The 20,761-nt window shown below is 72.9% G+C and carries 20 protein-coding genes; 10 read left to right on the top strand and 10 right to left on the bottom strand.

The annotated features are described in order from the left end of the window. Nucleotides 1-12: 12 nt before the first annotated feature. Nucleotides 13-678, top strand: a complete 666-nt coding sequence (locus A6A08_RS01685; protein WP_073700694.1) for a ClpP family protease — start codon at nucleotides 13-15, stop codon at nucleotides 676-678. Next, the gene (locus A6A08_RS01680) at nucleotides 675-1,295 is read left to right on the top strand and encodes an ATP-dependent Clp protease proteolytic subunit (protein ID WP_073700693.1); all 621 of its coding nucleotides are present in this window, start codon (nucleotides 675-677) and stop codon (nucleotides 1,293-1,295) included. The genes A6A08_RS01685 and A6A08_RS01680 overlap by 4 nt, the downstream gene beginning before the upstream one ends. Nucleotides 1,296-1,522: 227 nt before the next feature. Here the strand turns inward: A6A08_RS01680 and A6A08_RS01675 are convergent, their stop codons facing one another. Continuing rightward, complete coding sequence (locus A6A08_RS01675; protein WP_073701055.1) at nucleotides 1,523-1,921, bottom strand: helix-turn-helix domain-containing protein; 399 nt, start codon at nucleotides 1,919-1,921, stop codon at nucleotides 1,523-1,525. A gap of 226 nt (nucleotides 1,922-2,147) precedes the next feature. Here A6A08_RS01675 and A6A08_RS01670 point away from each other — a divergent pair, with 226 nt between their 5' ends. Continuing rightward, nucleotides 2,148-2,414 carry a GlsB/YeaQ/YmgE family stress response membrane protein gene (locus A6A08_RS01670; RefSeq protein WP_073700692.1) on the top strand — a complete coding sequence of 89 codons (267 nt, stop codon included), beginning with the start codon at nucleotides 2,148-2,150 and terminating at the stop codon, nucleotides 2,412-2,414. A 53-nt stretch (nucleotides 2,415-2,467) separates the two neighbouring features. On the opposite strand, the gene A6A08_RS01665 is transcribed toward A6A08_RS01670, so the two are convergent. The 5 genes from A6A08_RS01665 to A6A08_RS01645 all read right to left on the bottom strand — a co-directional run bounded on the left by A6A08_RS01665 (nucleotide 2,468) and on the right by A6A08_RS01645 (nucleotide 7,521). Further along, a complete protein-coding gene (locus A6A08_RS01665; protein ID WP_073700691.1) occupies nucleotides 2,468-3,382 on the bottom strand; it encodes a Gfo/Idh/MocA family protein in 915 nt (304 codons plus the stop codon). Nucleotides 3,383-3,497: 115 nt separating this feature from the next. After that, nucleotides 3,498-4,637, bottom strand: a complete 1,140-nt coding sequence (gene galK / locus A6A08_RS01660) for a galactokinase (protein ID WP_073700690.1) — start codon at nucleotides 4,635-4,637, stop codon at nucleotides 3,498-3,500. 51 nt (nucleotides 4,638-4,688) lie between these two features. After that, on the bottom strand, nucleotides 4,689-5,651 hold the full coding sequence (gene galE / locus A6A08_RS01655; RefSeq protein WP_073700689.1) for a UDP-glucose 4-epimerase GalE: 963 nt from the start codon (nucleotides 5,649-5,651) through the stop codon (nucleotides 4,689-4,691). Further along, on the bottom strand, nucleotides 5,648-6,730 hold the full coding sequence (galT, locus tag A6A08_RS01650) for a galactose-1-phosphate uridylyltransferase (RefSeq protein WP_073700688.1): 1,083 nt from the start codon (nucleotides 6,728-6,730) through the stop codon (nucleotides 5,648-5,650). The genes galE and galT overlap by 4 nt, the downstream gene beginning before the upstream one ends. Further along, nucleotides 6,727-7,521 carry a DeoR/GlpR family DNA-binding transcription regulator gene (locus A6A08_RS01645; RefSeq protein WP_073700687.1) on the bottom strand — a complete coding sequence of 265 codons (795 nt, stop codon included), beginning with the start codon at nucleotides 7,519-7,521 and terminating at the stop codon, nucleotides 6,727-6,729. Before A6A08_RS01645 ends, galT begins: the two co-directional genes overlap by 4 nt. A gap of 200 nt (nucleotides 7,522-7,721) precedes the next feature. Between A6A08_RS01645 and A6A08_RS01640 the strand changes: the two genes are divergently transcribed. From A6A08_RS01640 to A6A08_RS01620, 5 genes are read left to right on the top strand one after another with little or no spacing between them, the layout of a single operon-like run. Next, nucleotides 7,722-9,017, top strand: coding sequence for an ABC transporter substrate-binding protein (locus A6A08_RS01640; protein ID WP_073700686.1), 1,296 nt, complete (start codon nucleotides 7,722-7,724; stop codon nucleotides 9,015-9,017). 18 nt (nucleotides 9,018-9,035) lie between these two features. Then, a complete protein-coding gene (locus A6A08_RS01635; RefSeq protein WP_199866813.1) occupies nucleotides 9,036-10,016 on the top strand; it encodes a carbohydrate ABC transporter permease in 981 nt (326 codons plus the stop codon). Further along, a complete protein-coding gene (locus A6A08_RS01630) occupies nucleotides 10,013-10,912 on the top strand; it encodes a carbohydrate ABC transporter permease (protein ID WP_073700685.1) in 900 nt (299 codons plus the stop codon). The genes A6A08_RS01635 and A6A08_RS01630 overlap by 4 nt, the downstream gene beginning before the upstream one ends. After that, on the top strand, nucleotides 10,909-13,056 hold the full coding sequence (locus tag A6A08_RS01625) for an alpha-galactosidase (RefSeq protein WP_073700684.1): 2,148 nt from the start codon (nucleotides 10,909-10,911) through the stop codon (nucleotides 13,054-13,056). Before A6A08_RS01630 ends, A6A08_RS01625 begins: the two co-directional genes overlap by 4 nt. Before the next feature lies 1 nt (nucleotide 13,057). Beyond that, nucleotides 13,058-15,997: a glycoside hydrolase family 2 TIM barrel-domain containing protein gene (locus A6A08_RS01620; RefSeq protein ID WP_073700683.1), complete on the top strand. Its 2,940-nt coding sequence runs from the start codon at nucleotides 13,058-13,060 to the stop codon at nucleotides 15,995-15,997. Here the strand turns inward: A6A08_RS01620 and A6A08_RS01615 are convergent. Together A6A08_RS01615 and A6A08_RS01610 are read right to left on the bottom strand one after the other, a co-directional pair. Beyond that, nucleotides 15,908-16,870, bottom strand: a complete 963-nt coding sequence (locus tag A6A08_RS01615; protein ID WP_073700682.1) for an EamA family transporter — start codon at nucleotides 16,868-16,870, stop codon at nucleotides 15,908-15,910. The two genes, A6A08_RS01620 and A6A08_RS01615, sit on opposite strands and share 90 nt — an antisense overlap. Then, nucleotides 16,867-17,520, bottom strand: a complete 654-nt coding sequence (locus A6A08_RS01610; protein ID WP_073700681.1) for a nitroreductase family protein — start codon at nucleotides 17,518-17,520, stop codon at nucleotides 16,867-16,869. Before A6A08_RS01610 ends, A6A08_RS01615 begins: the two co-directional genes overlap by 4 nt. Before the next feature lie 94 nt (nucleotides 17,521-17,614). Here A6A08_RS01610 and A6A08_RS01605 point away from each other — a divergent pair, with 94 nt between their 5' ends. Beyond that, entirely contained in the window at nucleotides 17,615-18,127 is a 513-nt protein-coding gene (locus tag A6A08_RS01605; protein ID WP_073700680.1) for a MarR family winged helix-turn-helix transcriptional regulator, read from the top strand. 64 nt (nucleotides 18,128-18,191) lie between these two features. Here the strand turns inward: A6A08_RS01605 and A6A08_RS01600 are convergent, their stop codons facing one another. Both A6A08_RS01600 and thiD read right to left on the bottom strand, forming a co-directional pair. Further along, nucleotides 18,192-18,383, bottom strand: a complete 192-nt coding sequence (locus tag A6A08_RS01600; RefSeq protein ID WP_073701053.1) for a CsbD family protein — start codon at nucleotides 18,381-18,383, stop codon at nucleotides 18,192-18,194. Nucleotides 18,384-18,510: 127 nt separating this feature from the next. Then, nucleotides 18,511-19,311: a bifunctional hydroxymethylpyrimidine kinase/phosphomethylpyrimidine kinase gene (gene thiD / locus A6A08_RS01595; protein WP_073700679.1), complete on the bottom strand. Its 801-nt coding sequence runs from the start codon at nucleotides 19,309-19,311 to the stop codon at nucleotides 18,511-18,513. Nucleotides 19,312-19,551: 240 nt separating this feature from the next. Between thiD and A6A08_RS01590 the strand changes: the two genes are divergently transcribed. After that, nucleotides 19,552-20,274 carry a DUF6882 domain-containing protein gene (locus A6A08_RS01590; RefSeq protein WP_199866812.1) on the top strand — a complete coding sequence of 241 codons (723 nt, stop codon included), beginning with the start codon at nucleotides 19,552-19,554 and terminating at the stop codon, nucleotides 20,272-20,274. Nucleotides 20,275-20,761: the final 487 nt, after the last annotated feature.

Genomic DNA, 20,761 nt, shown 5'->3' with positions numbered 1-20,761 from the left:
GAGGGAGGTTCCATGTTGATCCACGAACGGCTCGCCGCCCCGGAGGAGAGCCCGGGCGGCGCCTTCGACGACCAGCTGGCGATGCGCCTGCTGCGCAGCCGCATCGTGCTGCTGGGCACGCAGGTCGACGAGGCCAGCGCCAACCGCGTGTGCTCGCAGATCCTGCTGCTCGCCGACGAGGACCCGCGCAGGGACATCACGCTGGCCGTCAACAGCCCGGGCGGGTCGGTCTCGGCGGGCCTGGCCGTCTACGACACCATGAAATTCGTACCCAACGACGTGTCCACGCTGGTCATGGGCTTCGCCGCCAGCATGGGCCAGTTCCTGGCCTGTGCGGGCACCCCGGGCAAGAGGTACAGCCTGCCGCACGCGCGGATCATGATGCACCAGCCCTCGGGAGGGCTGGGCGGGACCGCCGCCGACATCGCCATCCAGGCCGAGAACCTGGCGTACACCAAGCAGACCATGATCCGGCTGATCGCCGAGCACACCGGTCGGACCGAGGAGACCATCTCCCGGGACCAGCACCGCGACGCGTGGTTCACCGCCGAGGAGGCCAGGGAGTACGGGTTCGTCGACCACGTGGTCGAGTCCGCGGCGCAGATGGACGGCAGCGGCCTGCGGCTGGGCGCCGGTCCTCCCGGGTTCGCCACCCGGACGGGGGGAGGGGGACGATGAGCGGTCGCTACACGGTGCCGGTGGTGGTGGAGCGCACGCCCCACGGCGAGCGGTCCTTCGACGTGTTCAGCAGGCTGCTCTCGGAGCGGATCATCTTCCTGGGCACGCCGATCGACGACGACGTCGCCAACGTGGTGATGGCGCAGATGCTCCACCTCGACTACGAGTCGAGCGATTCCGACATCCAGCTCTACATCAACTCGCCGGGCGGCTCGAACACCGCCCTGACCGCCATCTACGACACCATGCGGTTCGTGCGCGCCGACGTGGCCACGGTGTGCATGGGCCAGGCGGCCTCCGCGGCGGCGGTGCTGCTCGCCGCGGGCACGGCCGGCAAGCGGATGGCGCTGGAGCACGCGCGGGTGCTGCTGCACCAGCCCTCCGGAGAGGGGCAGGGGGTCGCCGCCGACCTGGAGATCCAGGCCGGGGAGATCCTGCGGGTCCGCTCCCAGGTGGAGGAGATCCTGGCACGGCACACCGGGCAGACGCAGGAGCGCCTGCGCGCCGACACCGACCGGGACAAGATCTTCACCGCCGAGCAGGCCAGGGAGTACGGCCTGGTGGACGGGGTCATCACGACCCGGGAGGTCGCCCCCGCGGCCGGGCGCGCCGCGTAGCGGTGCCGTCCGGGGCCCGGGCGGCGAGGGCCCGGGCCCCGGACGGGCGGGGCGGAGCATGGAGCCGTCCCCGTCAGACCCTGGGCTGGGCCACCCCGGCCGAGGCCCTCAACAAGTTCCTCGTTGCGACGACCACTTGACCCCAAGGCGCCCGAACTCGCTATAGGTACAAGATCAACGGGCGTGGAGCCTCCTGCTCCACGCCCGCGACGTTCGCGGCCGGTCCGCTAGGCGGCCAGCGACAGTACCTGGGCCCGCTGGACGGGCACGGCCGCGGGGGAGGCGGCCGCGGGACGGTAGTCGCCGAGGGAGGTGCCGGTTCGCCTGAGCCGGACCGCCACGGTCCGCTCGTACAGTTCGCCCAGCACGTCGGAGAGGCTCAGCCCGAGGGAGCGGTAGACCGCGGCGAGCACCTCGGAGGAGGCCTCCTTGCGTCCGCGCTCGATCTCGGACAGGTAGGGCAGGGACACCTGGGCGTCCTCCGCCACCTCGCGCAGCGTTCGGCCCTGCTCGGTCCGGGTGCGCCGCAGCAGGTCGCCGATGAGGTCGCGCATGAGGGGATCTCCCGGCTCCTCGGCGCGCCCGCCCACGCGGGCCTCGTCCAGGGAGCGAAGGACGTCGGACATCGGGGCCTCCACGGTTTCGACGGTCTCCTCCCGAGCGTACGCCGCGGTCCGTGCGGCGGGGAGTCGTCCCCGGGCCTTCTGCGAAGGGCAGAACCGGGCGGCGTCCGACGCGTCCGCCACGCGTGCCTCCAGAGCCGGCAAAGGCTTGTCCCCGTGCGCGTGTCGCCGGTGTTTTCCCCTCCATGGAGCGGGCAGTAGGAGAACGCGTCTACATCCGGAGGAACCTATGGAGATCACCGGAATCATCAGCGCGATCGTCATCGGACTGATCATCGGCGCACTGGGGCGCCTCGTCGTCCCCGGCAAGCAGCACCTGCCGATCTGGCTGACACTGGTCCTGGGCATCGTGGCGGCCCTCGTCGGCGGCTGGCTCGCAGCGATGTTCACCGGCAGTCTGATCATCACGGTGATCATTCAGGTGCTGGTGGCGGCCGCGATCGTCTACCTCGCGGACGGCCTCTACTCCAAGGGGGCCAAGGGTAGGACCGCCTGAGGCGAGGGTGGAACCGCCTGAGGCGGTTCCACCCCGGCACGGGGCCGCCGGGTCTACCCGGCGGCCCCGTCCACGTCCACGGTCCGTCCCAGGCGCAGCGAGGTCTCGGCGGCCTCCAGCACGGCCACCACGTCCCGCCCGAACCTCACGTCGCACGGATCGCCGACCGTGCCCTCCACCTGTGCCAGCAGCCTGTCGACCGCGGCGCCGAAGGCCTCCACCGGGTTCCGGTCGCCGCTGGGCACCGGCACCCAGCCGCGCTCGCCGTGCAGCACGACCTCGAAGGTCTGCGCGTCGGGGGCGGCGTCCAGGGTCACCGCGAACGAGCCGACCGCGCCGCCCTCATGCCGGGTGAGCATGTGCACGGTGTCCCGCGGCCCCGCGAGCGCCGCCACCTGCGTGACCGGGCCGAGCACCGGCAGCACCTGGGACAGCACATGCGGTCCCACGTCCCACAGCCCGCCCTTCTCCTTGCGCCAGGGGGAGGCGCCGAAGGGGTTGCCCGGCTGGAAGATGGACGCGAAGAGCGTCGCCCGCACCCCGTGCCAGCCGCCCTCCTCGGCGGCCGACTCCACGAACTCCGTCACGTTGTCGGAGAAGCGGTTGGTGAAGAACACCACCGACGCCAGCCCGCGCGCCTCCGTCTCGGCGGCCAGCGCGTCGGCCGCGGCGGTCGACAGCGCCACAGGCTTGTCCAGCAGAAGGTGCTTCCCGGCCCGGGCGGCGCGCAGCGCCAGCTCCGCCTGGATGTGGGGCGGCAGCGCGACGGCCACGGCGTCGACATCGGCCAGCAGCGAGTCGACATCGTCGTGGGCGCGGATCCCGTACCGCTCGGCGAGCGCTGAGGACTTGGCCGGGTCGCGTCCCCACACCCCCGCGAGGGTCGCGCCGGGGTGCCCGTCCAGTGCCGCGGCGTGCGTCTCCGCCGCCCAGTAGCCCGTGCCCAGCAGTCCGAACCTGAGGCCCATGCCGTTCTCCCTAGTCTCGACCACCGACCATTGTCCATGGAATCGCTCCCACGGTGTGGGGCGGGGCGTCCTGATCCAGCGGGGACGAACCGGCGGGCCCCGTACGCCGCGCGGGTCAGGGGTACAGGCGGCGCGCCCCCGCCGACGGAAGGGCCCCGAACACGGCCGGCCTGGTGAAGCCCCGCTCCCGATAGGCCTCCCGCACCGCCTTCCCACAGGCCTCCACGCGGTCGGTGTCCGACAGGGCGACCACGCACCCGCCGAAACCGCCGCCGGTGATCCGCGCGCCCAGCGCGCCGGCGGCCAGGAGGGCGTCCACGGCGGTGTCCACCTCCGGGACGCTGACCTCGTAGTCGTCGCGCAGGGAGGCGTGGGAGGCGGTGAGCAGCGGCCCCACCGACCGCAGGTCCCCGGACCGGAGCAGGTCCACGGTCTTCAGCACCCGCGCGTTCTCGGTCACCACGTGGCGCACCCGGCGGCGGGACACGTCGTCGGGCAGTGCGGCCAGGGCCCCCGGCAGGTCGGCGACGTCGCGCAGGGCCGCCACTCCCAGGAGGCGCGCGGCCTCCTCGCAGGACCGGCGGCGGTCGGCGTAGTGGCCCTCCACCAGCCGGTGCGGGGCGCGGGTGTCGACCACCAGGACGGTGAGCCCCGCAGCCGCCGGGTCGAAGGGCACCTGCTCGGTCACCATGGACCGCGTGTCCATGAACAGGGCGTGCCCCTCGGTGGACAGCATCGACGCGGACTGGTCCAGGATCCCGCACGGCATGCCCACGAAGTCGTTCTCCACGCGCTGGGCCAGCCGGGCCACCTCGGCCGGTTCCAGGACCGCGCCGTGCAGGGAGGCGGCGGCCATGACGGTCGCGCACGTCAGCGCGGCGGACGAGGACAGGCCCGCGCCGGTCGGGATCGTGCTGTCCACCAGCAGGTCCATCCCGTCCACCGTGTACCCCTCGTCCCGCAGGACCCACAGCGCGCCCGCGGGATAGGAGGCCCACCCCTCCACGGCGCCGGGGAGCAGGTCGGGCAGCCGGGCCCCGAACCCGTCCCCGGACTGGCGGGACCGGAACCGCACGGTTCCGTCCGCGCGCCGGGCCGCGGCGGCCGTCAGCGCGTGGGGCAGGGCGAAGGGGAGCACGAACCCGTCGTTGTAGTCGGTGTGCTCGCCGATGAGGTTGATCCGCCCCGGCGCGGCCCACACGCCCTCGGGCCCGTGCCCGAACGCCGAGTGGAACACGGTCGTCGCGTCGTCCATACGGTCCTGCCTCCTTGGCCGTCTGTGCGAGGTGAGCGCCGGAGCACGGTGTCAGGCCGCGTCCCGGCGCGATCGGGCGAACTCCCAGGCGTCGGCGACGGTCTCGTCGAGCGTGCGCACCGGCTCCCAGCCCAGTTCCCTGCGGGCCCTGTCGTTGGCCGCGACCAGGACGGCCGGGTCGCCGGCGCGGCGGGGGGCGTCCTCCACGGGCACCGGTCGGCCGGTGACCCGCCGGACGGCCCTGATCACCTCGCGCACGCTGTGTCCGCCTCCGGTCCCCAGGTTGTGGACGCGGAAGGAGCCCGGCCGCACGTGCTCCAGGGCGCGCAGGTGCGCCTCGGCCAGGTCGGCGACGTGCAGGTAGTCGCGTACCGCCGTCCCGTCCCGGGTCGGGTAGTCGGTGCCGAACACCTTCGCGCTCCCGCCCTCCCCGGCGGCCGCCTTCAGCAGGTTCGGTACCAGGTGGGTCTCCGTGTCGTGGCGCTCGCCGAACCCCAGGTGGGCCCCGGCCACGTTGAAGTACCGCAGGCTCGCCGCGCCCAGCCCGTGGGCCCGCGACCACGACTCCAGCAGGTGGTCGGCGGCGAGTTTGGTCGCGCCGTACGGGTTGGTGGGCACCGCCGGGTCCGCCTCGCCGATCGGCGCGTCGGAGCCGGGGTCGCCGTAGGCCGCGGCGCTGGAGGAGAACACCAGCCGCCGCACCCCGTGGCGCAGCGTGGCCTCCGCCAGCGCCAGGGTCCCCGACACGTTGGTGCGCCAGTACTTCTCCGGGGCGGTCACCGACTCGCTCACGAGGGACTTCGCGGCGAAGTGCAGGACGGCGTCCACGGACGGGTCCAGCACGCCGGCGGCCTCGTGCAGGTCGGCGACCACCAGCCGGGCGCCCGCGGGGACGGCGTCCGCGTGCCCGGTGGACAGGTCGTCGAGCACGGTCACCTCGTGGCCCTCCCGGAGCAGCAGGGCGGTCACCACGCTCCCCACGTATCCGGCGCCGCCGGTGACGAGCAGTTTCACGGTGCGACCTCCCGGAGCCGTCGGGCCGTGGTCTCGGGCGCGACGTCGTTGATGAAGGTGCCCATGCCGGACTCGGTCCCGGCGAGGTACTTGAGTTTGCCCGGGGCGCGCCGCACCGAGAACAGCTCCAGGTGCAGGCGGGCGAGGTCGCGCCGGTCGCGCACGGGCGCCTGGTGCCATGCGGAGACGTAGGGCAGGGGCGCGTCGTGGAGCGAGTCCAGGCGGCGCAGCACGTCCAGGTACAGGTGGCCGAAGTCCTCGCGCTCCTCCTCGGACAGCGCGGGCAGGTCGGGCACCCGCCGGTGCGGGTACAGGTGCACCTCCACGGGCCACCGGGCCGCGGCGGGGACGAACGCCGTCCAGTGGTCGGTCCGGGCGACCACCCGGACCCCGGCCTCCTGCTCGGCGCGCAGCACGTCGGCGAACAGGTCGCCTCCGGTGCGCTCACGGTACTCCTCGGCGGAGTCGAGCATGCGCCGGGTGCGCGGGGTGACGAAGGGGAAGGCGTAGATCTGCCCGTGCGGGTGGTGCAGGGTCACCCCGATCTCGGGGCCCCGGTTCTCGAAGCAGTACACCTGCTCCACGCCCGAAAGCGCCGACAGCGCCTCGGTCCGGTCGATCCAGGCGGCCATGACCGTGCGCGCCCTCTCGGGGGACAGGTCGGCGAAGGACGCGTCGTGGTCGGAGCCGAAGACGAGGACCTCGCAGCGGCCCGCGGCCACGCGCCGGGAGGCCTCCAGCTCACCGACGCCCTCCAGGACCCGGCCGTCGTCGGCGACCAGGGAGGGGAAGCGGTTCTCGAAGGCGACCACGTCGTAGGAGGCGGACGGGACCTCGGTCAGCCGTCCGTCCGCGGAGGGGCACAGCGGGCACTCGCGGCTGGACGGCAGGTGGGTGCGGCCCTGGCGGTGCGAGGCCACGACCACCCACTCGCGCAGCAGGGGGTCGAAGCGCATCTCCGCGCCCGTCGCGGACGGGGGGAGGTCACGCAGGTCGGGGGCGGGTTCACGGACGGTGTCGCCCTCGTCGAAGTAGACGATCTCGCGGCCGTCCGCCAGCCGCGCGGAGGTCCTCCTCATCCGTCCTCCTTCCTCGGTCGGACGTCGGCGACCAGTAGGCGGCCCACGTGCTCGGTCAGGGTGGCCCGGGCGTCCCGGTCGATGCCGGAGTCGGTGACCAGCACGTCGCAGCGGTCCAGCGGAGCGATGGTGCTCATACCGACCGTGCCCCACTTGCTGTGGTCGGCGGCGACCACGAGGGAGGCGGCGGCCTCGACCAGGGCCCGGTTGGTCTCGGACTCCATGAGGTTGGGGGTGGTGAACCCGGCGCGCTCCTGCATGCCGTGCACTCCCAGGACGAGGGTGTCCAGGTTGAGTCCGCGGACGGAGGCGAGCGCGAGCGGGCCCACGAGCGCGTCGGAGGGTGTGCGGAAGCCGCCGGTGAGCGCCACGGTCTGGTCGGGGCGGGCGGCCCGGTAGAACACCTCGGCCACGCGCAGGGAGTTGGTGACCACCGTCAGCCCCGGGGTCTCGGCGAGGTACTCGGCGACGGTGGCGGTGGTGGTGCCCGCGGACAGGCCGACGGCGCTGTTCGGTTCGACCAGCTCGGCGACGGCCCGGGCGATCGCGTGCTTCTCGTCCTCCTGGCGGGTGGACTTGGCCTCGAAGCCGGGTTCCTCGGTGCGGGCGCCGTCCGGGGCGACGGCGCCGCCGTGCACCTTGCGCAGCGCCCCCCGGTGCTCCAGGGCGTCGAGGTCGCGGCGCACGGTCATGTCCGACACGGCGAGGCTCTCGACGAGGTCGGCGACCCGCACGGCCCCGGTGCGCCGCACCTGTTCGAGGATCAGCTCCTGCCGTTGCGCAGCCAGCATCCGCCCCCCAGGCGTGATCGAAAGTGTTTGAACGTGTTGTTTCTAGTTTTGCATGTTCCTGTCTGGTGTCAATATCGGGAGGTTCCATCGAGGAAAACTGTTGGAAAACGTTGGTAACTGTTGACAAGTCAGGCACGGAGTGTCGAACATGTGTGGAACGTCCGTGTGACCGCCTTCACACCTGTTCGGAGGAGCCCCCGATGCACCACAGACCTGTGGGACCACCGGGCCTGCGGCGCCGCACCCTGCTGCGCGGACTGGCCGGTGCCGGGACACTGCTGGCACTGCCCGGCCTGGCCGGATGCGGCGCGGGCGGACGCGGTGACCCGAACACGGTCACCATGGCCTCCAACCGGGCCAATCCCGCCCAGCGCGAGGCCGTCGGCGAGAGCGTCGGGAACTTCGAGGCGGCCTCCGGGCTGGCCGTGGAGGTCAACACCTTCCAGTCCACCGCATTCCAGGAGAGCATCAACAACTACCTCCAGGGCACCCCGGACGACGTCATCGGATGGTTCGCCGGCTACCGGATGCGCTTCTTCGCCGAACGCGGCCTTGTCAGCGACGTCTCCGAGGTCTGGGACCGGCACTTCAAGGACGCCTTCACCGACCAGGTGCGCGACCTGTGCACCGCCGACGACGGCAAGCAGTACATGGTCCCCGACTCCACCGCGCCCTGGGCGGTCTTCCACCGCAGGAGCCTGTTCGAGCAGAACGGCTACGAGGTCCCCGCCACCCGCGAGGAGTTCGTCGAACTGTGCGGGCGGATGCGCGGGGACGGGCTCGACCCGCTCGCCTCGGGGCTCCGGGAGGGCTGGCCCGCGATGGGCATGTTCGACCACCTCAACCTGCGGTTGAACGGTCCCGAGTTCCACCTGGAGCTGCTCAACGGCGACCACTCCTGGGACTCGCCCGAGGTCAGGAGCGTCTTCGGCGCCTGGGCCGAACTGCTGCCCCACCACCAGCCCGACCCCCTGGGACGGGGCATCAACGAGGCGCAGACGGCACTCGTCCGGCGCGAGGCCGGAATGATGCTGTGCGGCATGTTCATCACGCACTCCTTCCCCGAGGAGGACCTGGACGACCTGGACTGCTTCACCTTCCCCGAGTTCGACCCCGCGATCGGGGCCGACACGGTCGAGGCGCCCATCGACGGGTTCATGCTCTCGGGGGACCCGCGCAACCCCGAGGGCGCCCGCGAGCTCGTGGGACACATGGGAACCCTGGAATCGCAGGAGATCTACACCGCGATCGACCCGCAGGCGCTCCCCGTCCACACGGAGGCCGACACCAGCGGGTTCAGCGCCCTCGACGCCAAGGTCAACGACATGGTCGCCGGCGCCGGGGCGCTCACCCAGTACATGGACCGGGACACCCGCCCCGACTTCGCGTCCGTCGTCATGATCCCCGCGCTCCAGCGCTTCGTCCGGCAGCCGGACGACATCGCCGATCTGACCGCCACCATCCAGCGCCAGAAGGCGTCCATCTTCGGTCACTGAACCAGAAGGGAGAAGGGTGTGGTGTCCAACGCCCCCTCACCGCCCCAAGAACGGGCCACGCGGCCAGGAGAGGGCCCGCCGCGCCGACCGCGCACGGCCGCCCGGCGCCCGGGCCTGCGCAACAGCAGGGGGGACCGGGCCACCCTCGCACTGATGCTGGGCGTGCCCGCCCTGCTCGTGGTGTGCCTGGTGTGGCTGCCCGCCATGGCCACCGTCGTCCTGTCGTTCACCCGCTGGGACGGCATCGGCGGCCTGGAGACCATCGAGTGGGTCGGCACGCAGCACTACACGGACGCGTTCACGATCTACCCGCCGTTCGAGCCGGCGCTGCGCAACAACCTGGTCTGGCTGGTGGCCCTGTTCGCGGTCCCCACCGTCCTCGGCATGTTCCTGGCGGTGCTGCTCGACCGGGAGCTGCGCGGAGGCCCGGTCTACCAGAGCATCTTCTACATGCCGGTCGTGCTGTCGCTGGCCCTGGTCGGGTTCATCTGGCAGCTCATCTACTCCCGTGACCAGGGACTGCTCAACGCCTTCCTCGCCGTGGTCGCCGACGTCCCGCCCGTGGACTGGTTCGGCGACTCCGACATCAACCTGTACGCGGTGCTGGTCGCGGCCGGGTGGCGGCACACCGGCTACATCATGCTGCTCTACCTGGCCGGGCTGAAGGCGGTCGACCCGTCCCTGCGCGAGGCCGCCGCCATCGACGGCGCCGGGCCGGTGCGCACGTTCACCCGGGTCGTCTTCCCCGCCCTGCTGCCCATCAACCTGGTCGTGCTCGTCGTGACCGTCATCGACGCACTGCGCGCCTTCGACATCGTGTGGATCATCAACCGGGGCCGCAACGGCCTGGAGCTGATATCGGCTCTGGTGACCTCCAACGTCATCGGCGAGGCCAGCCGTGTGGGCTTCGGCTCCGCGCTGGCCGTGATCATGCTGGTGATCTCGCTGGTGTTCATCATCGTCTACGTGTCCACCATGCTGAGAGGGGCCTACCGGTGACCGCCACGACCCTCCCCGACGCCTCCCGGCAGTACCGCCGCCGCAGGATCCGCCCGGCCAGGGCCCTGCTGCACGCCTTCCTCGGCGCCACGGCACTGGCCTGGTTCTTCCCCGTCCTGTGGGCGCTGGTCAACTCCTTCCGCGACTACGACCACACCGCCCTGCACGGCTACCTGTCCCTGGGCGGCTTCACCCTGGACAACTACGCCAACGCCTGGAACCAGGGCGAGCTGCCCGGCTACTTCTGGAACTCGCTGGTCATCACGGTCCCGGCCGTGCTCCTGACGCTGCTCCTGTCCTCCTGCGCGGCGTTCGTGCTCTCCAACTACTCCCGCAGGTTCAACCTGGTGATGCTCGCGGTGTTCCTGGCCGCGAACCTGCTGCCCGCCCAGGCGCTGCTCGTCCCGCTGTTCCGGCTCTACACCTCCATCCCACTGCCGTACTGGATCAGCGAGTCCGGATCCCTCTACGACAGCCACCTCGGCATCGTCCTGATCCACACGGCCTTCCAGATCGGGTTCTGCACGTTCGTGCTGAGCAACTTCATGAAGGCCATGCCCGCCTCCCTGCTGGAGGCGGCCAGGGTGGACGGGGCGTCGGTGCTCCAGCAGTACTGGGGGGTCGTGCTCCCCTTGTGCCGTCCCAGCCTGGCCGCCCTGGCCACGCTGCTGGTCACCTGGATCTACAACGACTTCTTCTGGGCGCTGGCGCTGCTGTCCAGCGGGGACAAGCTGCCCATCACCACCGCCCTGCAGAACCTCCAGAGCGCCTTCTTCGTCGACTACAACCTGCTCTCGGCGGGATCGGTCATCGTCGCCCTGCCGACGCTGGTCGTGTTCTTCCTGCTGCAGCGCCACTTCGTCGCCGGACTCACCCTGGGAGCCAGCAAAGAATGACGTACCGCACCGTTGGCCTGAGCGCGGCGGGGACCTCCCTGGTCCTCGGCGTGCCCGAGACCGGGCTGCCCCACGTCCTGCACTGGGGCGCCTACCTGCCCGACGCCGGAGGGCTCGCCGCCGTCGCGGCGCCGCCCGCCGCGCACAACGGGGTGGACGTGTCCCAGTGGCTGTCGCTGGTGCCCACCCAGACCGAGGGGTGGCGCGGCCATCCCGGGATCGCCGGGCACCACGAGGGCCGGGCCACCTTCCCCGACTGGACCGTCCGCGAGGTCTCCGAGGACCCGCTGCCGGACGCGGGCCCCGGCGTCGGCGGAGTCCTCACGGTCCTGGCGCGGGCCCGGGGGCTGGAACTGCGGTGCGAGCTCCGGATGGAGGCCTCCGGGCTGGTCCGCGCACGCAACACGGTCACCAACACCGACGCCGACCCGTGGACCCTGGACACCCTCCGGGTCACCCTGCCCCTGCCGCGGGAGGCGGAGGAGGTCCTGGACCTGACCGGGCGCTGGTGCCGCGAGCGCTCGCCCCAGCGCCAGGAGCTCACGATGGGCACCCGGATGCGCGCCTCCCGCCGCGGCCGGACCGGCCACGACGCCCCGCTGCTGCTCGTCGCCGGCACACCCGGGTTCGGCTTCCGCGGCGGCGAGGTGTGGGGCGTGCACACCGCATGGAGCGGTGACCACGTCCACCTGGCCGAGCGCCTGCCCGAGGGCGCGGGGCAGGCCGACGCGGTGATCGCGGGCGGCGAGCTGCTCCACCCCGGGGAGGTCCGCCTGGCGCGGGGCGAGTCCTACTCCACCCCGTGGGTGTTCCTGTCCTGGTCCGACCAGGGGCTCGACGGCATGTCCGCGCGGATCCACCGCTGGCTGCGCGCCCGGCCGGGCCACCCCTCCTCCCCGCGCCCGGTGGTCCTCAACACCTGGGAGGCCGTCTACTTCGACCACGACCTCGCCACGCTCAGACGGCTCGCCGACACCGCCGCCGGAATCGGCGTGGAGCGGTTCGTCCTGGACGACGGCTGGTTCCGGGGGCGCCGCGACGACACCGCGGGGCTCGGCGACTGGACCGTGGACACCGGTGTGTGGCCCGAGGGCCTGCATCCGCTCTTCGACCACGTCCGCTCCCGGGGCATGCAGGTCGGGCTGTGGGTGGAGCCGGAGATGGTCAACCCCGACTCCGACCTGGCGCGCGCCCACCCCGAGTGGATCCTGGCCGCCGAGGGGCGCACGGCCCTGCCCAGCCGCAACCAGCAGGTGCTGGACCTGTCCCGCCCCGAGGCCTTCCGGCACGTGTTCGAGCACCTGGACGCCCTGATCGCCGAGTACCGGCTCGACTACCTCAAGTGGGACCACAACCGCGACCTGCTCGAACCCGTGCACGCGCCCACCGGGGGAGCCGGGACGCACCGGCAGACCCTGGCCGTGCACGCACTGCTCGACCGGCTGCGCGAGCGCCACCCCGGCCTGGAGATCGAGTCGTGCTCCTCCGGCGGCGGCCGCGTGGACCTGGGGATCCTGGAGCGTACCGACCGCGTGTGGGCCTCCGACACCAACGACCCCCTGGAGCGGCTGGCCGTCCAGCGCTGGACCTCCCTGCTGCTGCCGCCCGAGCTGGTCGGCAGCCACGTCGGCGGACGCACCGCCCACACCACGGGCCGGGACGCGGACCTGTCCCTGCGCTGCCTGACCAGCCTGATGTCCCACGCCGGCATCGAGTGGGACATCACCCGGTGCACCGACGACGAACTCGGGGCGCTGGCCTCCTGGATCGGCCTGTACAAGGAGCTGCGCCCGCTGCTGCACTCGGGCGAGGCCGTGCACGCCGACGCACCCGATCCCGCCGACCAGCTCGACGGGGTGGTCGACCCGGACGGGAGCGAGGCGGTGTTCCGGTACGCGCGTCTGGCCACCTCCGCGCGCGCCCTGCCCGGGCGCGTCCGGCTGCCCGGCCTGCGCCGGGACCTGACCTACCGCCTGGTGTGGCGGCAGGAGGCGGGGCGTCCCTCGACCATGCAGCACGTGCTCCCGGAGTGGTTCGCCGGGGGCGGGGCGACCGTGTCCGGCGCGGTGCTCACCCGCTCCGGCGTGCAGCTGCCCAACCTCAACCCGTCCCAAGCCCTGCTCCTGCACCTGAGGGAGGCCTGACGTGCCCGCCGACCGCAAGCCCGCCCACCTGGAGGACTTCGCTCCCTCCCGGGGGACCCTGGCGCCCCGCGCCCGCTTCTCCTCCGACGCCCCCTCGCTGGACCTGAACGGTACGTGGCGGTTCCGGCTGCTTCCCCGGGCCGAGGCCGACACCGGCGGGTTCGAGGCCCCCGGCTTCGACGACTCCTCGTGGACGGACCTTCCCGTGCCCGCCCACTGGCAGATGCACGGACACGGCTCCCCCGCCTACACGAACATCTCCTACCCCTTCCCGATCGACCCCCCGTACGTGCCCGACGACAACCCGACCGGTGACCACCGGCGGACCTTCGACCTTCCGAAGGACTGGCCGCAGGGCCCGGCGGTGCTGCGCTTCGACGGGGTCGACTCCTGGTTCCGAGCCTGGCTCAACGGCACCGAGCTGGGCTTTTCCACCGGAAGCCGCCTGGCCGCCGAGTTCGAGGTCGGCCACCTGCTGCGCCCGGGAGGCAACACCCTGGCGGTCCGCGTCCACCAGTGGTCGGCGGCGAGCTACCTGGAGGACCAGGACATGTGGTGGCTGTCGGGGATCTTCCGCGACGTCACCCTCATCGCCCGGCCCCCGCAGGGGGTCGACGACCTCGCCGTGCACGCCGCCTACGACCACACCACCGGGGCGGGCACCCTGCGCGTCGACGTGGAGGGGTCGCCGGACGCCCTGGTCAGCGTCCCCGAGCTGGGGCTGGTGGACGCCGCCGCGGGGGTGGAGCACGCGGTCGGCGCGGTGGAGCCGTGGTCGGCCGAGGTGCCGCGCCTCTACGACGCCGAGGTGCGCGCGCCGGGGGAACGGGTCCGCACGCGGATCGGCTTCCGGACGGTGGAGGTCTCCGGCGGGCTGCTGCGCGTCAACGGCCGCCCGCTGCTGCTGCGGGGGGTGAACCGGCACGAGTGGCATCCCGACCACGGCCGCGCCGTGCCACGGGAGACCATGCGCGAGGACGTGCTGCTCATGAAGCGGCACAACGTCAACGCGGTGCGCACCAGCCACTACCCGCCCCATCCCCACTTCCTGGACCTGTGCGACGAGCTGGGCCTGTGGGTCGTGGACGAGTGCGACCTGGAGACCCACGGGTTCGAGGAGGTCGGATGGCGTGGCAACCCCTCCGACGACCCGCGCTGGCGCGACGCCTACCTGGACCGGATGCGCCGCACCGTCGGGCGGGACCGCAACCACCCCAGCGTCATCCTGTGGTCCCTGGGCAACGAGGCCGGGACCGGGGCGAACCTGAGGGCCATGGCCGAGTGGACACGTGAGCACGACCCGTCCAGGCCGGTCCACTACGAGGGCGACCGGGACAGCCCGTACGTGGACGTGTACTCGCGCATGTACGCGCCGCACGACGAGGTGGACGCCATCGGCAGGCGCGAGGAGGCCGAGACGGAGGATCCGGCGGCCGACGCCCACCGGCGCGGCCTGCCCTTCGTCCTGTGCGAGTACGGGCACGCCATGGGGACCGGGCCGGGGGCGCTGGAGGAGTACCAGCGATTGTTCGAGCGGCACGACCGCTGCCAGGGCGGGTTCGTCTGGGAGTGGATCGACCACGGGATCCGCCGCCGGGAGCCGGACGGCACCGAGTGGTTCGCCTACGGGGGCGACTTCGGCGAGGTCCTGCACGACGGGAACTTCGTCGCGGACGGCCTGCTGTTCCCCGACCGCGTACCCGGACCGGGGCTGACCGCCTACGCCAGGACCGTCGAGCCGGTGCACGTGGTCCCCGACCCGGCGGCCGGGAGCGTCCGCGTCACCAACACCTGGGACTTTCGGGACACCTCGGGCCTGGCCTTCTCCTGGCGGGTCGAGGAGGAGGGCGTCCCGTTCGGGGAGGGCGTCCTGGACGTGCCGGTGCTCGCGCCCGGGGAGGCCGCCGACGTGCCGCTGCCCGTGCTGCCCGAGCCGCCCGGAGACGGGGAGACCTGGCTGACCGTGTCCGTCCGGCTGGCCGGGGAGGAGCCCTGGGCCCCGGCCGGGCACGAGCTGGCCTGGGGGCAGGCCAGGGTGGGTGCTTCGGAGGCCGCGGACACCGACGCGGACGCGGACGCGCCGGGCGGGCCGGAGGGCTCCGCGACGCCTCCGCCGCCGGCCGCGGCGGACGGCACGCTGGGCATCGGCCCGGGCCTCCTGGACGCGGGGACGGGCGCGCTGCTCTCCGTCGGCGGCCTGCCCGTGGACCCGCCCGTGGTGGACCTGTGGCGCGCCCCGACCGACAACGACGTGGCCCGGCACGGGGTCTCGCTGGCCGCCCCGTGGCGCGCGGCGGGGCTCCACCGGATCACCGAGCGCCTGCTGTCCACCGGCTGGGAGGGGGAGGAGTTCGTCGTCCGGACCCGGCTGGCCCCGGCCGCGGCCGACTTCGGCATGCGCGCCGTCTACCGGTGGGGTGCCGCCGGAGAACGCCTGCTCCTGACCGTGGAGGCCGAGGCCGAGGGGGAGTGGCCCTGCCCCCTGCCGCGCTTTGGCGTACGCACGGCCCTGCCCGCCTCCCTGGACGGGGTCGAGTGGTTCGGACGCGGTCCCGGCGAGGCCTACCGGGACGTGGCCCAGGCCGCGCGGGTGGGCCGCTTCTCCAGCACCGTCGACGCTCTGCAGACCCCCTACCTGCGGCCCCAGGAGAACGGCAACCGGGCGGACGCCAGGTGGCTCGTCCTGCGGGCGGCGGACGGGACGGGCCTGCGGGTGGAGGGCGCCCCGGTGTTCGACTTCTCCGCCCGCCGGTGGGACACGGCGGCGCTCGACGCGGCCGACCACCCCCACGAGCTGGTCCCCGACGACCGGATCCATCTGCACCTGGACCAGGCGCACCACGGCATCGGTTCAGCCTCGTGCGGTCCCGGCGTGCTCCCCGCACACCGCCTGGCGGCCGGGCGGCACCGGCTCCGGCTCGGGTTCTCCCCGGTCGGCTGAGTCCGCGGGCGGTCGCTGCGGGGTGAGCTGGACCAGCGCCACCGCGGCGACCGCCACCAGGGCGCCCGCGCCCTGCGGGGGCGTGAGGGTCTCGCCCAGGACCAGCAGGCCCAGGGCCGTGGCGGTCAGCGGGCTGGCCAGGGACAGGAAGGACACGGCCAGCGCGGGCAGGCGCTCGACGCCCCGGAACCAGACCGCGTAGGCGAGCAGGGCGCCGACCACGCTCAGGTAGGCGAACCCCGCGAGGTTCGGCGCGGTGACGCGGCCGGGCAGGCCCTCCACCAGAAGCGCCGCGGGCGCCAGGAGGAGCCCGCCCGCGCTCAGCTGCCAGCCGGTCATGGCCAGGACGCCCACGCCCGGCGGGCGGCCCCACCGCTTGGTGAGCACGATCCCGGTCGCCATGGAGGCCGAGGCGGCCAGTCCCGCCAGCACTCCGACCGGGTCCAGGGCGGCCTCCGGGCCGAGGACGAGCAGGCCCACGCCCGTCGCGCCGAGCAGGGTGGCCGCGACGTGGACCGGGCGGATCCGGTCGCCGAGCAGCAGCGCGGCCAGGGCCAGGACCAGCAGGGGCTGGACCGACATCACCAGGGCCGCCACGCCGCCGGGCAGCAGGTAGGCGGCGACGAAGAGCAGGTAGAAGAACGCGCCGATGTTGAGCGTGCCCAGGACCGCGGCGCGCCACCACCACGCGCCCGAGGGCAGGGTCCGGGTCAGGGCCAGCAGCACGAGCCCGGCGGGCAGGGCGCGCACGGCCGAGGCGAGCAGGGGGCGGTCGGGCGGCAGGAGTTCGGTGGTGACCAGGTAGGTGCTGCCCCACACCGCCGGGGCCAGGGCCGTGAGCAGGGAGTCCAGGGCGAGCCGTCCGCGGTTCACACCAGTGCCCTTCCGTGCCGTTCGCCGAACACGGTGTGCCCGCGCGGCCGGCGTCCCGGGTGGGCCCGCCGCTCGGCGGGGCGGCCGACGGAGAGCAGGAGGGCGGCGGCGAGGTCGTCCCGGTGCTCGGCGCCGATGACCTTCTTGACCTCGGCCTCGTCCCAGCCGTTCATGGGCGAGGTGCCCAGACCCGCGTCGGCGGCGGCGAGCATCACGTAGGTCGCGGCGATCATGGCGTCCTTGACCGCGTACTCGCGGAGCAGCCCGCGCGCGGCCAGGTCGTCCTGGAAGCCGGCCCCGGCCGTGGCCGTCGTGCGGGCGCACCCGTCGTTCCACGCCCCGTTGCGCACGGCCGTCCCGCAGATGTCGTCCAGGGCCTCGCGCCAGGAGTCGGTCTCGGCGACGAACACCAGGGTGACGGGGGCCTCGCGGACCTGGCGCTGGCCGTTCGCGGCCCGGGCGAGGGCCTCGCGGTTGCCGGGGTCGCGGACCGCGACCACCGAGCGGGACTGGAAGTTCCAGCTGGAGGGGGCCTCCACGGCCGTGTCCAGGATCTCGTCGAGCAGGGAGTCGGGGAGGGGGTCGGGGCGGAAACGGCGGACGCTGCGGCGGGACCGGATGGTCTCGGCCAGGGGGAGGCGTGTTCTCATTCGACGGCGAACCCTTCGATGTCAAACTGTTCGATGTCGAAAGATTAGGCCGGGGCGATTCATCCCGTCAAGGGAGCGCCGTTATGATCGCCGGATGAACGACGCCGTCGATGTCTTCCTCGACCAGTGGGCACGCGAGCGGCCGGACCTGGACACGGCCCCCATGGGAGTGCTCGGACGGCTCTCCCGGGCCAGTCGGCTGCTGTCCCGGGGCGTCGGCGCCTACTTCTCCGAGCAGGGGCTGGAGTCCTGGGAGTTCGACGTGCTCGCCACCCTGCGCCGTGCGGGCCACCCCCGCCGCCTCACACCCAAGGAACTGGTCGCCATGACCATGGTCGGCTCCGCCGCCATGACCCACCGGGTGGACCGCCTGGTCGGGCGCGGCCTGGTCACCCGGGAGGTCGACCCCGGCAACCGGCGCCGCACCCTCGTGGGGCTCACACCGGAGGGGCTGGCCCTGGTGGATCGGGTCGTGGAGGGGCACGTCGCCAACCAGCTGCGCCTGCTCGGCGGTCTGGAGGAGGGGGAGCGCGAGCAGTTGGCGGCGCTGCTGCGCAAGCTGCTGCTCTCCCTGGGGGACACCCCCGCGGAGGAGCCGGGGGGATGACACGCGAGCGGGGAGGCGTCCGGACGCACCGGCGCCTCCCCGCGTCACCGGGGCGGTGGGATCGTCACCTGCCGGGCTTGTCGTTCCCGGTCAGCGCGTCCTTGATGTTCTCCCCGGCCTGCTTGAGCTTCGAGGTCTTCTTCTCGGCCTTGCCCTCGGCCTGCCACTGCTCGTTGTCCGTGGCCTTGCCGAGGCCCTCCTTGGCCTTGCCTCTGAACTCCTCGGCCTTGTTGCGGGCCTGGTCGCGTTCGGACATACCCACCTCCTGCATCGGGGTCCGGTCCCCTCCGGTTTCCTCACCGCTCGGCGGAAGGCTCAACCGTACGTAAGGTGAAAAACTGGACATAATGGACAACGTGCAGGTCGGAGTGGAGGCGCAGCCCTCAGGCCCGCGGCGCGGCCGTGGCCACCGAGGCGAACGGGGCGTGCGTGGTCACCCGGTGGGTGATGCCCTCGCGCACCATCTCCTTGGCCACGTCCACGGCCTTGCCCACGTCGGCGCCCTTGGCCAGTTCGGCGGTGATCGCGGCGGCGAAGGTGCAGCCCGCGCCGCTCACACGCGCGTCACCGATCTTGGGGGCGCTGAGGACGGTCGCCTCCTCGCCGTCGAAGTACACGTCCACCGCGTCCGGGCCGGGCAGCTCCACACCGCCCTTGACCACGACGTGCCGGGGGCCCAGAGCGTGGATGCGGCGGGCGGCCTCGACCAGGTCGTCCACCGTCTCGATGCTCTCCATGCCCGCGAGGGTGCGCGCCTCGAAGTGGTTGGGCGTGATCACGGTGGCCAGCGGCAGGATCCGCGCGGTGAGCGCCTTGTCGGTGTCCAGCGCGGCCCCCGGCTCCTGCCCCTTGCAGATCAGCACGGGGTCCAGGACCACGTGCCGCCACGGCTGACGGCCCAGGCCGTCGGCGACCACGTCGATGGTGTCCGGGGTGCCGAGCATGCCGAGCTTGACCACGTCCAGGTCGTGGCAGGAGGTCGCCGCCTCGATCTGGTCGGCGATGACGTCCGGGGCGATCGGGACGAAGCGGTGGCCCCAGTCGTTCTTCGGGTCGAAGGACACGATGCAGGTGATCGTCCCCATCCCGTAGACGCCCAGTTCCTGGAAGGCCTTGAGATCGGCCTGGATGCCGGCGCCGCCGGTGGCCTCCGATCCTGCGATCACGTACGCGCGGTCGGTCATCGGGCACCAACCCCCCTCTGTCGATGTGCTGTTGCGGACCACGTGGGTCCTCGCGGGTCCGCGGACCCGTAGACAATTGCATCACAACGGGCGGACGGGGCGTTCCGGCTGCTCGTGGCGCGTGCCATGGCCCGGCGGGTGCGACGGGTGCCACCGGGGCCCGACCGGCCGGGCGCCCGGCGCCCCGCCCCCGGAGTCCACCGGGGTCGGGCCGTCGGAGGGAGGCACTAGCATCCATGGATGCTGAACACTCCGCGGTCCCTCACCGACATCCTCGACGACGCGGCGATCCTCTCACTCGAACACCAGATCCACCTCTCGGAGGTGGTGGGCGAGCACGACTGGCGCGTGGACCTGCAAAATCCCGTCTTCGAGTTCACCGGGGAGCGGTCCCTGACCTGTGAGCGGTTCCACCTCCTCGGCAGCGCCGCGCCCGGTCCGGGATCGTGGATGTGGGCCTGGGCGAACCCCTCCGGCTTCCCCGCGGAGCTCACCGGGTTCTCCGCCAGGGTCCGCGACCTCGGCCACCAGTACGGGATCGCCGAGCTCTCCGACCCCGAGGTGCCCTTCGACGCGCTGCCCCACGCCTCGGGAGAACCCGTCATGGCGGCCGCCGTCCTCGCCGAGGCGGCCAAGGTCCTGACGGGCAGCTGGACCTCCTACACCGGCGACGCCGGAGGCGGCACACGGGTCGCCTTCCTCATCGAGCACCCGGCGTTCCTGCTGCCGCCGCCCTCCCCCGCCCGCACGATGCGCCTGCTCCATCAGTCCCTCGCCGAGCTGCCCCTGTCGGACCACCGGCGCGCCCTGCACGGCTACGCCGCCATGCGCGGGCTCGACCCGGTGTTCGACGCCGAGGGAAGGCGGCTGTCGTTCGGCGCCCGGGACTTCGGGGTGACCGTGGACTTCGACGACTCCCACCGGGTCGCGAGCATCAACGGGACGGTGCCGGCCGGCGGCTGAAGCGCTCCCGTGCGGGGCCGGGCGGCGCACACCGCCCGGCCCCGCACGGGGCCTCGCGTCCAGAAAAATATTTTCGTGTTATTTTTCATGGCACGGACGGCGGACCATGAACAGCGCAGGCGTCAGGTCGCCGAGGCGCTCCTGCGCGCGGTGGGGGAGCAGGGGCCGGCCCGGACCACCCTCGCCGACGTCGCCGACCACGCGGGCGTCTCGATCGGCCTGGTCCAGAGCTACCGGTCTTATCCGAGAGTGCTCCGGACTTCAGGCCAAAGGCGCATCGGATCCGAACCCCCGCCCGGCCCTCAGGCCGGGCGCTGTCGGCCTTCGATGTCCTGGCGCACCACGCCCAACGGTGCACCCCCGACCGCCCCGGCGAAACACGCCCCCTGACCACCACCGCATGGCCCGCCGGTAGTGGCGCTCCAGTGCGCCGAACCCCTGGCGCCTCCGCCGGGACCAGACCCCGGTGAGGCTGTGGACCGGCTTC

Source organism: Nocardiopsis sp. TSRI0078, assembly GCF_001905145.1.
Taxonomy (GTDB): Bacteria; Actinomycetota; Actinomycetes; order Streptosporangiales; family Streptosporangiaceae; genus Nocardiopsis.
The sequence above is the reverse complement of the archived record's forward strand: the minus strand, read 5'-3'. Positions and strand labels throughout refer to the sequence as shown.

What these genes read in the sequence shown, in the direction of transcription:
- A6A08_RS01685 (WP_073700694.1), top strand. Translation starts at nt 13, where the DNA reads ATGTTGATCCACGAACGGCTCGCCGCCCCGGAGGAGAGCCCGGGCGGC.
- A6A08_RS01680 (WP_073700693.1), top strand. Translation starts at nt 675, where the DNA reads ATGAGCGGTCGCTACACGGTGCCGGTGGTGGTGGAGCGCACGCCCCAC.
- A6A08_RS01675 (WP_073701055.1), bottom strand. Translation starts at nt 1,921, where the DNA reads ATGTCCGACGTCCTTCGCTCCCTGGACGAGGCCCGCGTGGGCGGGCGC.
- A6A08_RS01670 (WP_073700692.1), top strand. Translation starts at nt 2,148, where the DNA reads ATGGAGATCACCGGAATCATCAGCGCGATCGTCATCGGACTGATCATC.
- A6A08_RS01665 (WP_073700691.1), bottom strand. Translation starts at nt 3,382, where the DNA reads ATGGGCCTCAGGTTCGGACTGCTGGGCACGGGCTACTGGGCGGCGGAG.
- galK (WP_073700690.1), bottom strand. Translation starts at nt 4,637, where the DNA reads ATGGACGACGCGACGACCGTGTTCCACTCGGCGTTCGGGCACGGGCCC.
- galT (WP_073700688.1), bottom strand. Translation starts at nt 6,730, where the DNA reads ATGAGGAGGACCTCCGCGCGGCTGGCGGACGGCCGCGAGATCGTCTAC.
- A6A08_RS01645 (WP_073700687.1), bottom strand. Translation starts at nt 7,521, where the DNA reads ATGCTGGCTGCGCAACGGCAGGAGCTGATCCTCGAACAGGTGCGGCGC.
- A6A08_RS01640 (WP_073700686.1), top strand. Translation starts at nt 7,722, where the DNA reads ATGCACCACAGACCTGTGGGACCACCGGGCCTGCGGCGCCGCACCCTG.
- A6A08_RS01625 (WP_073700684.1), top strand. Translation starts at nt 10,909, where the DNA reads ATGACGTACCGCACCGTTGGCCTGAGCGCGGCGGGGACCTCCCTGGTC.
- A6A08_RS01610 (WP_073700681.1), bottom strand. Translation starts at nt 17,520, where the DNA reads ATGAGAACACGCCTCCCCCTGGCCGAGACCATCCGGTCCCGCCGCAGC.
- A6A08_RS01605 (WP_073700680.1), top strand. Translation starts at nt 17,615, where the DNA reads ATGAACGACGCCGTCGATGTCTTCCTCGACCAGTGGGCACGCGAGCGG.
- A6A08_RS01600 (WP_073701053.1), bottom strand. Translation starts at nt 18,383, where the DNA reads ATGTCCGAACGCGACCAGGCCCGCAACAAGGCCGAGGAGTTCAGAGGC.
- thiD (WP_073700679.1), bottom strand. Translation starts at nt 19,311, where the DNA reads ATGACCGACCGCGCGTACGTGATCGCAGGATCGGAGGCCACCGGCGGC.
- A6A08_RS01590 (WP_199866812.1), top strand. Translation starts at nt 19,552, where the DNA reads ATGCTGAACACTCCGCGGTCCCTCACCGACATCCTCGACGACGCGGCG.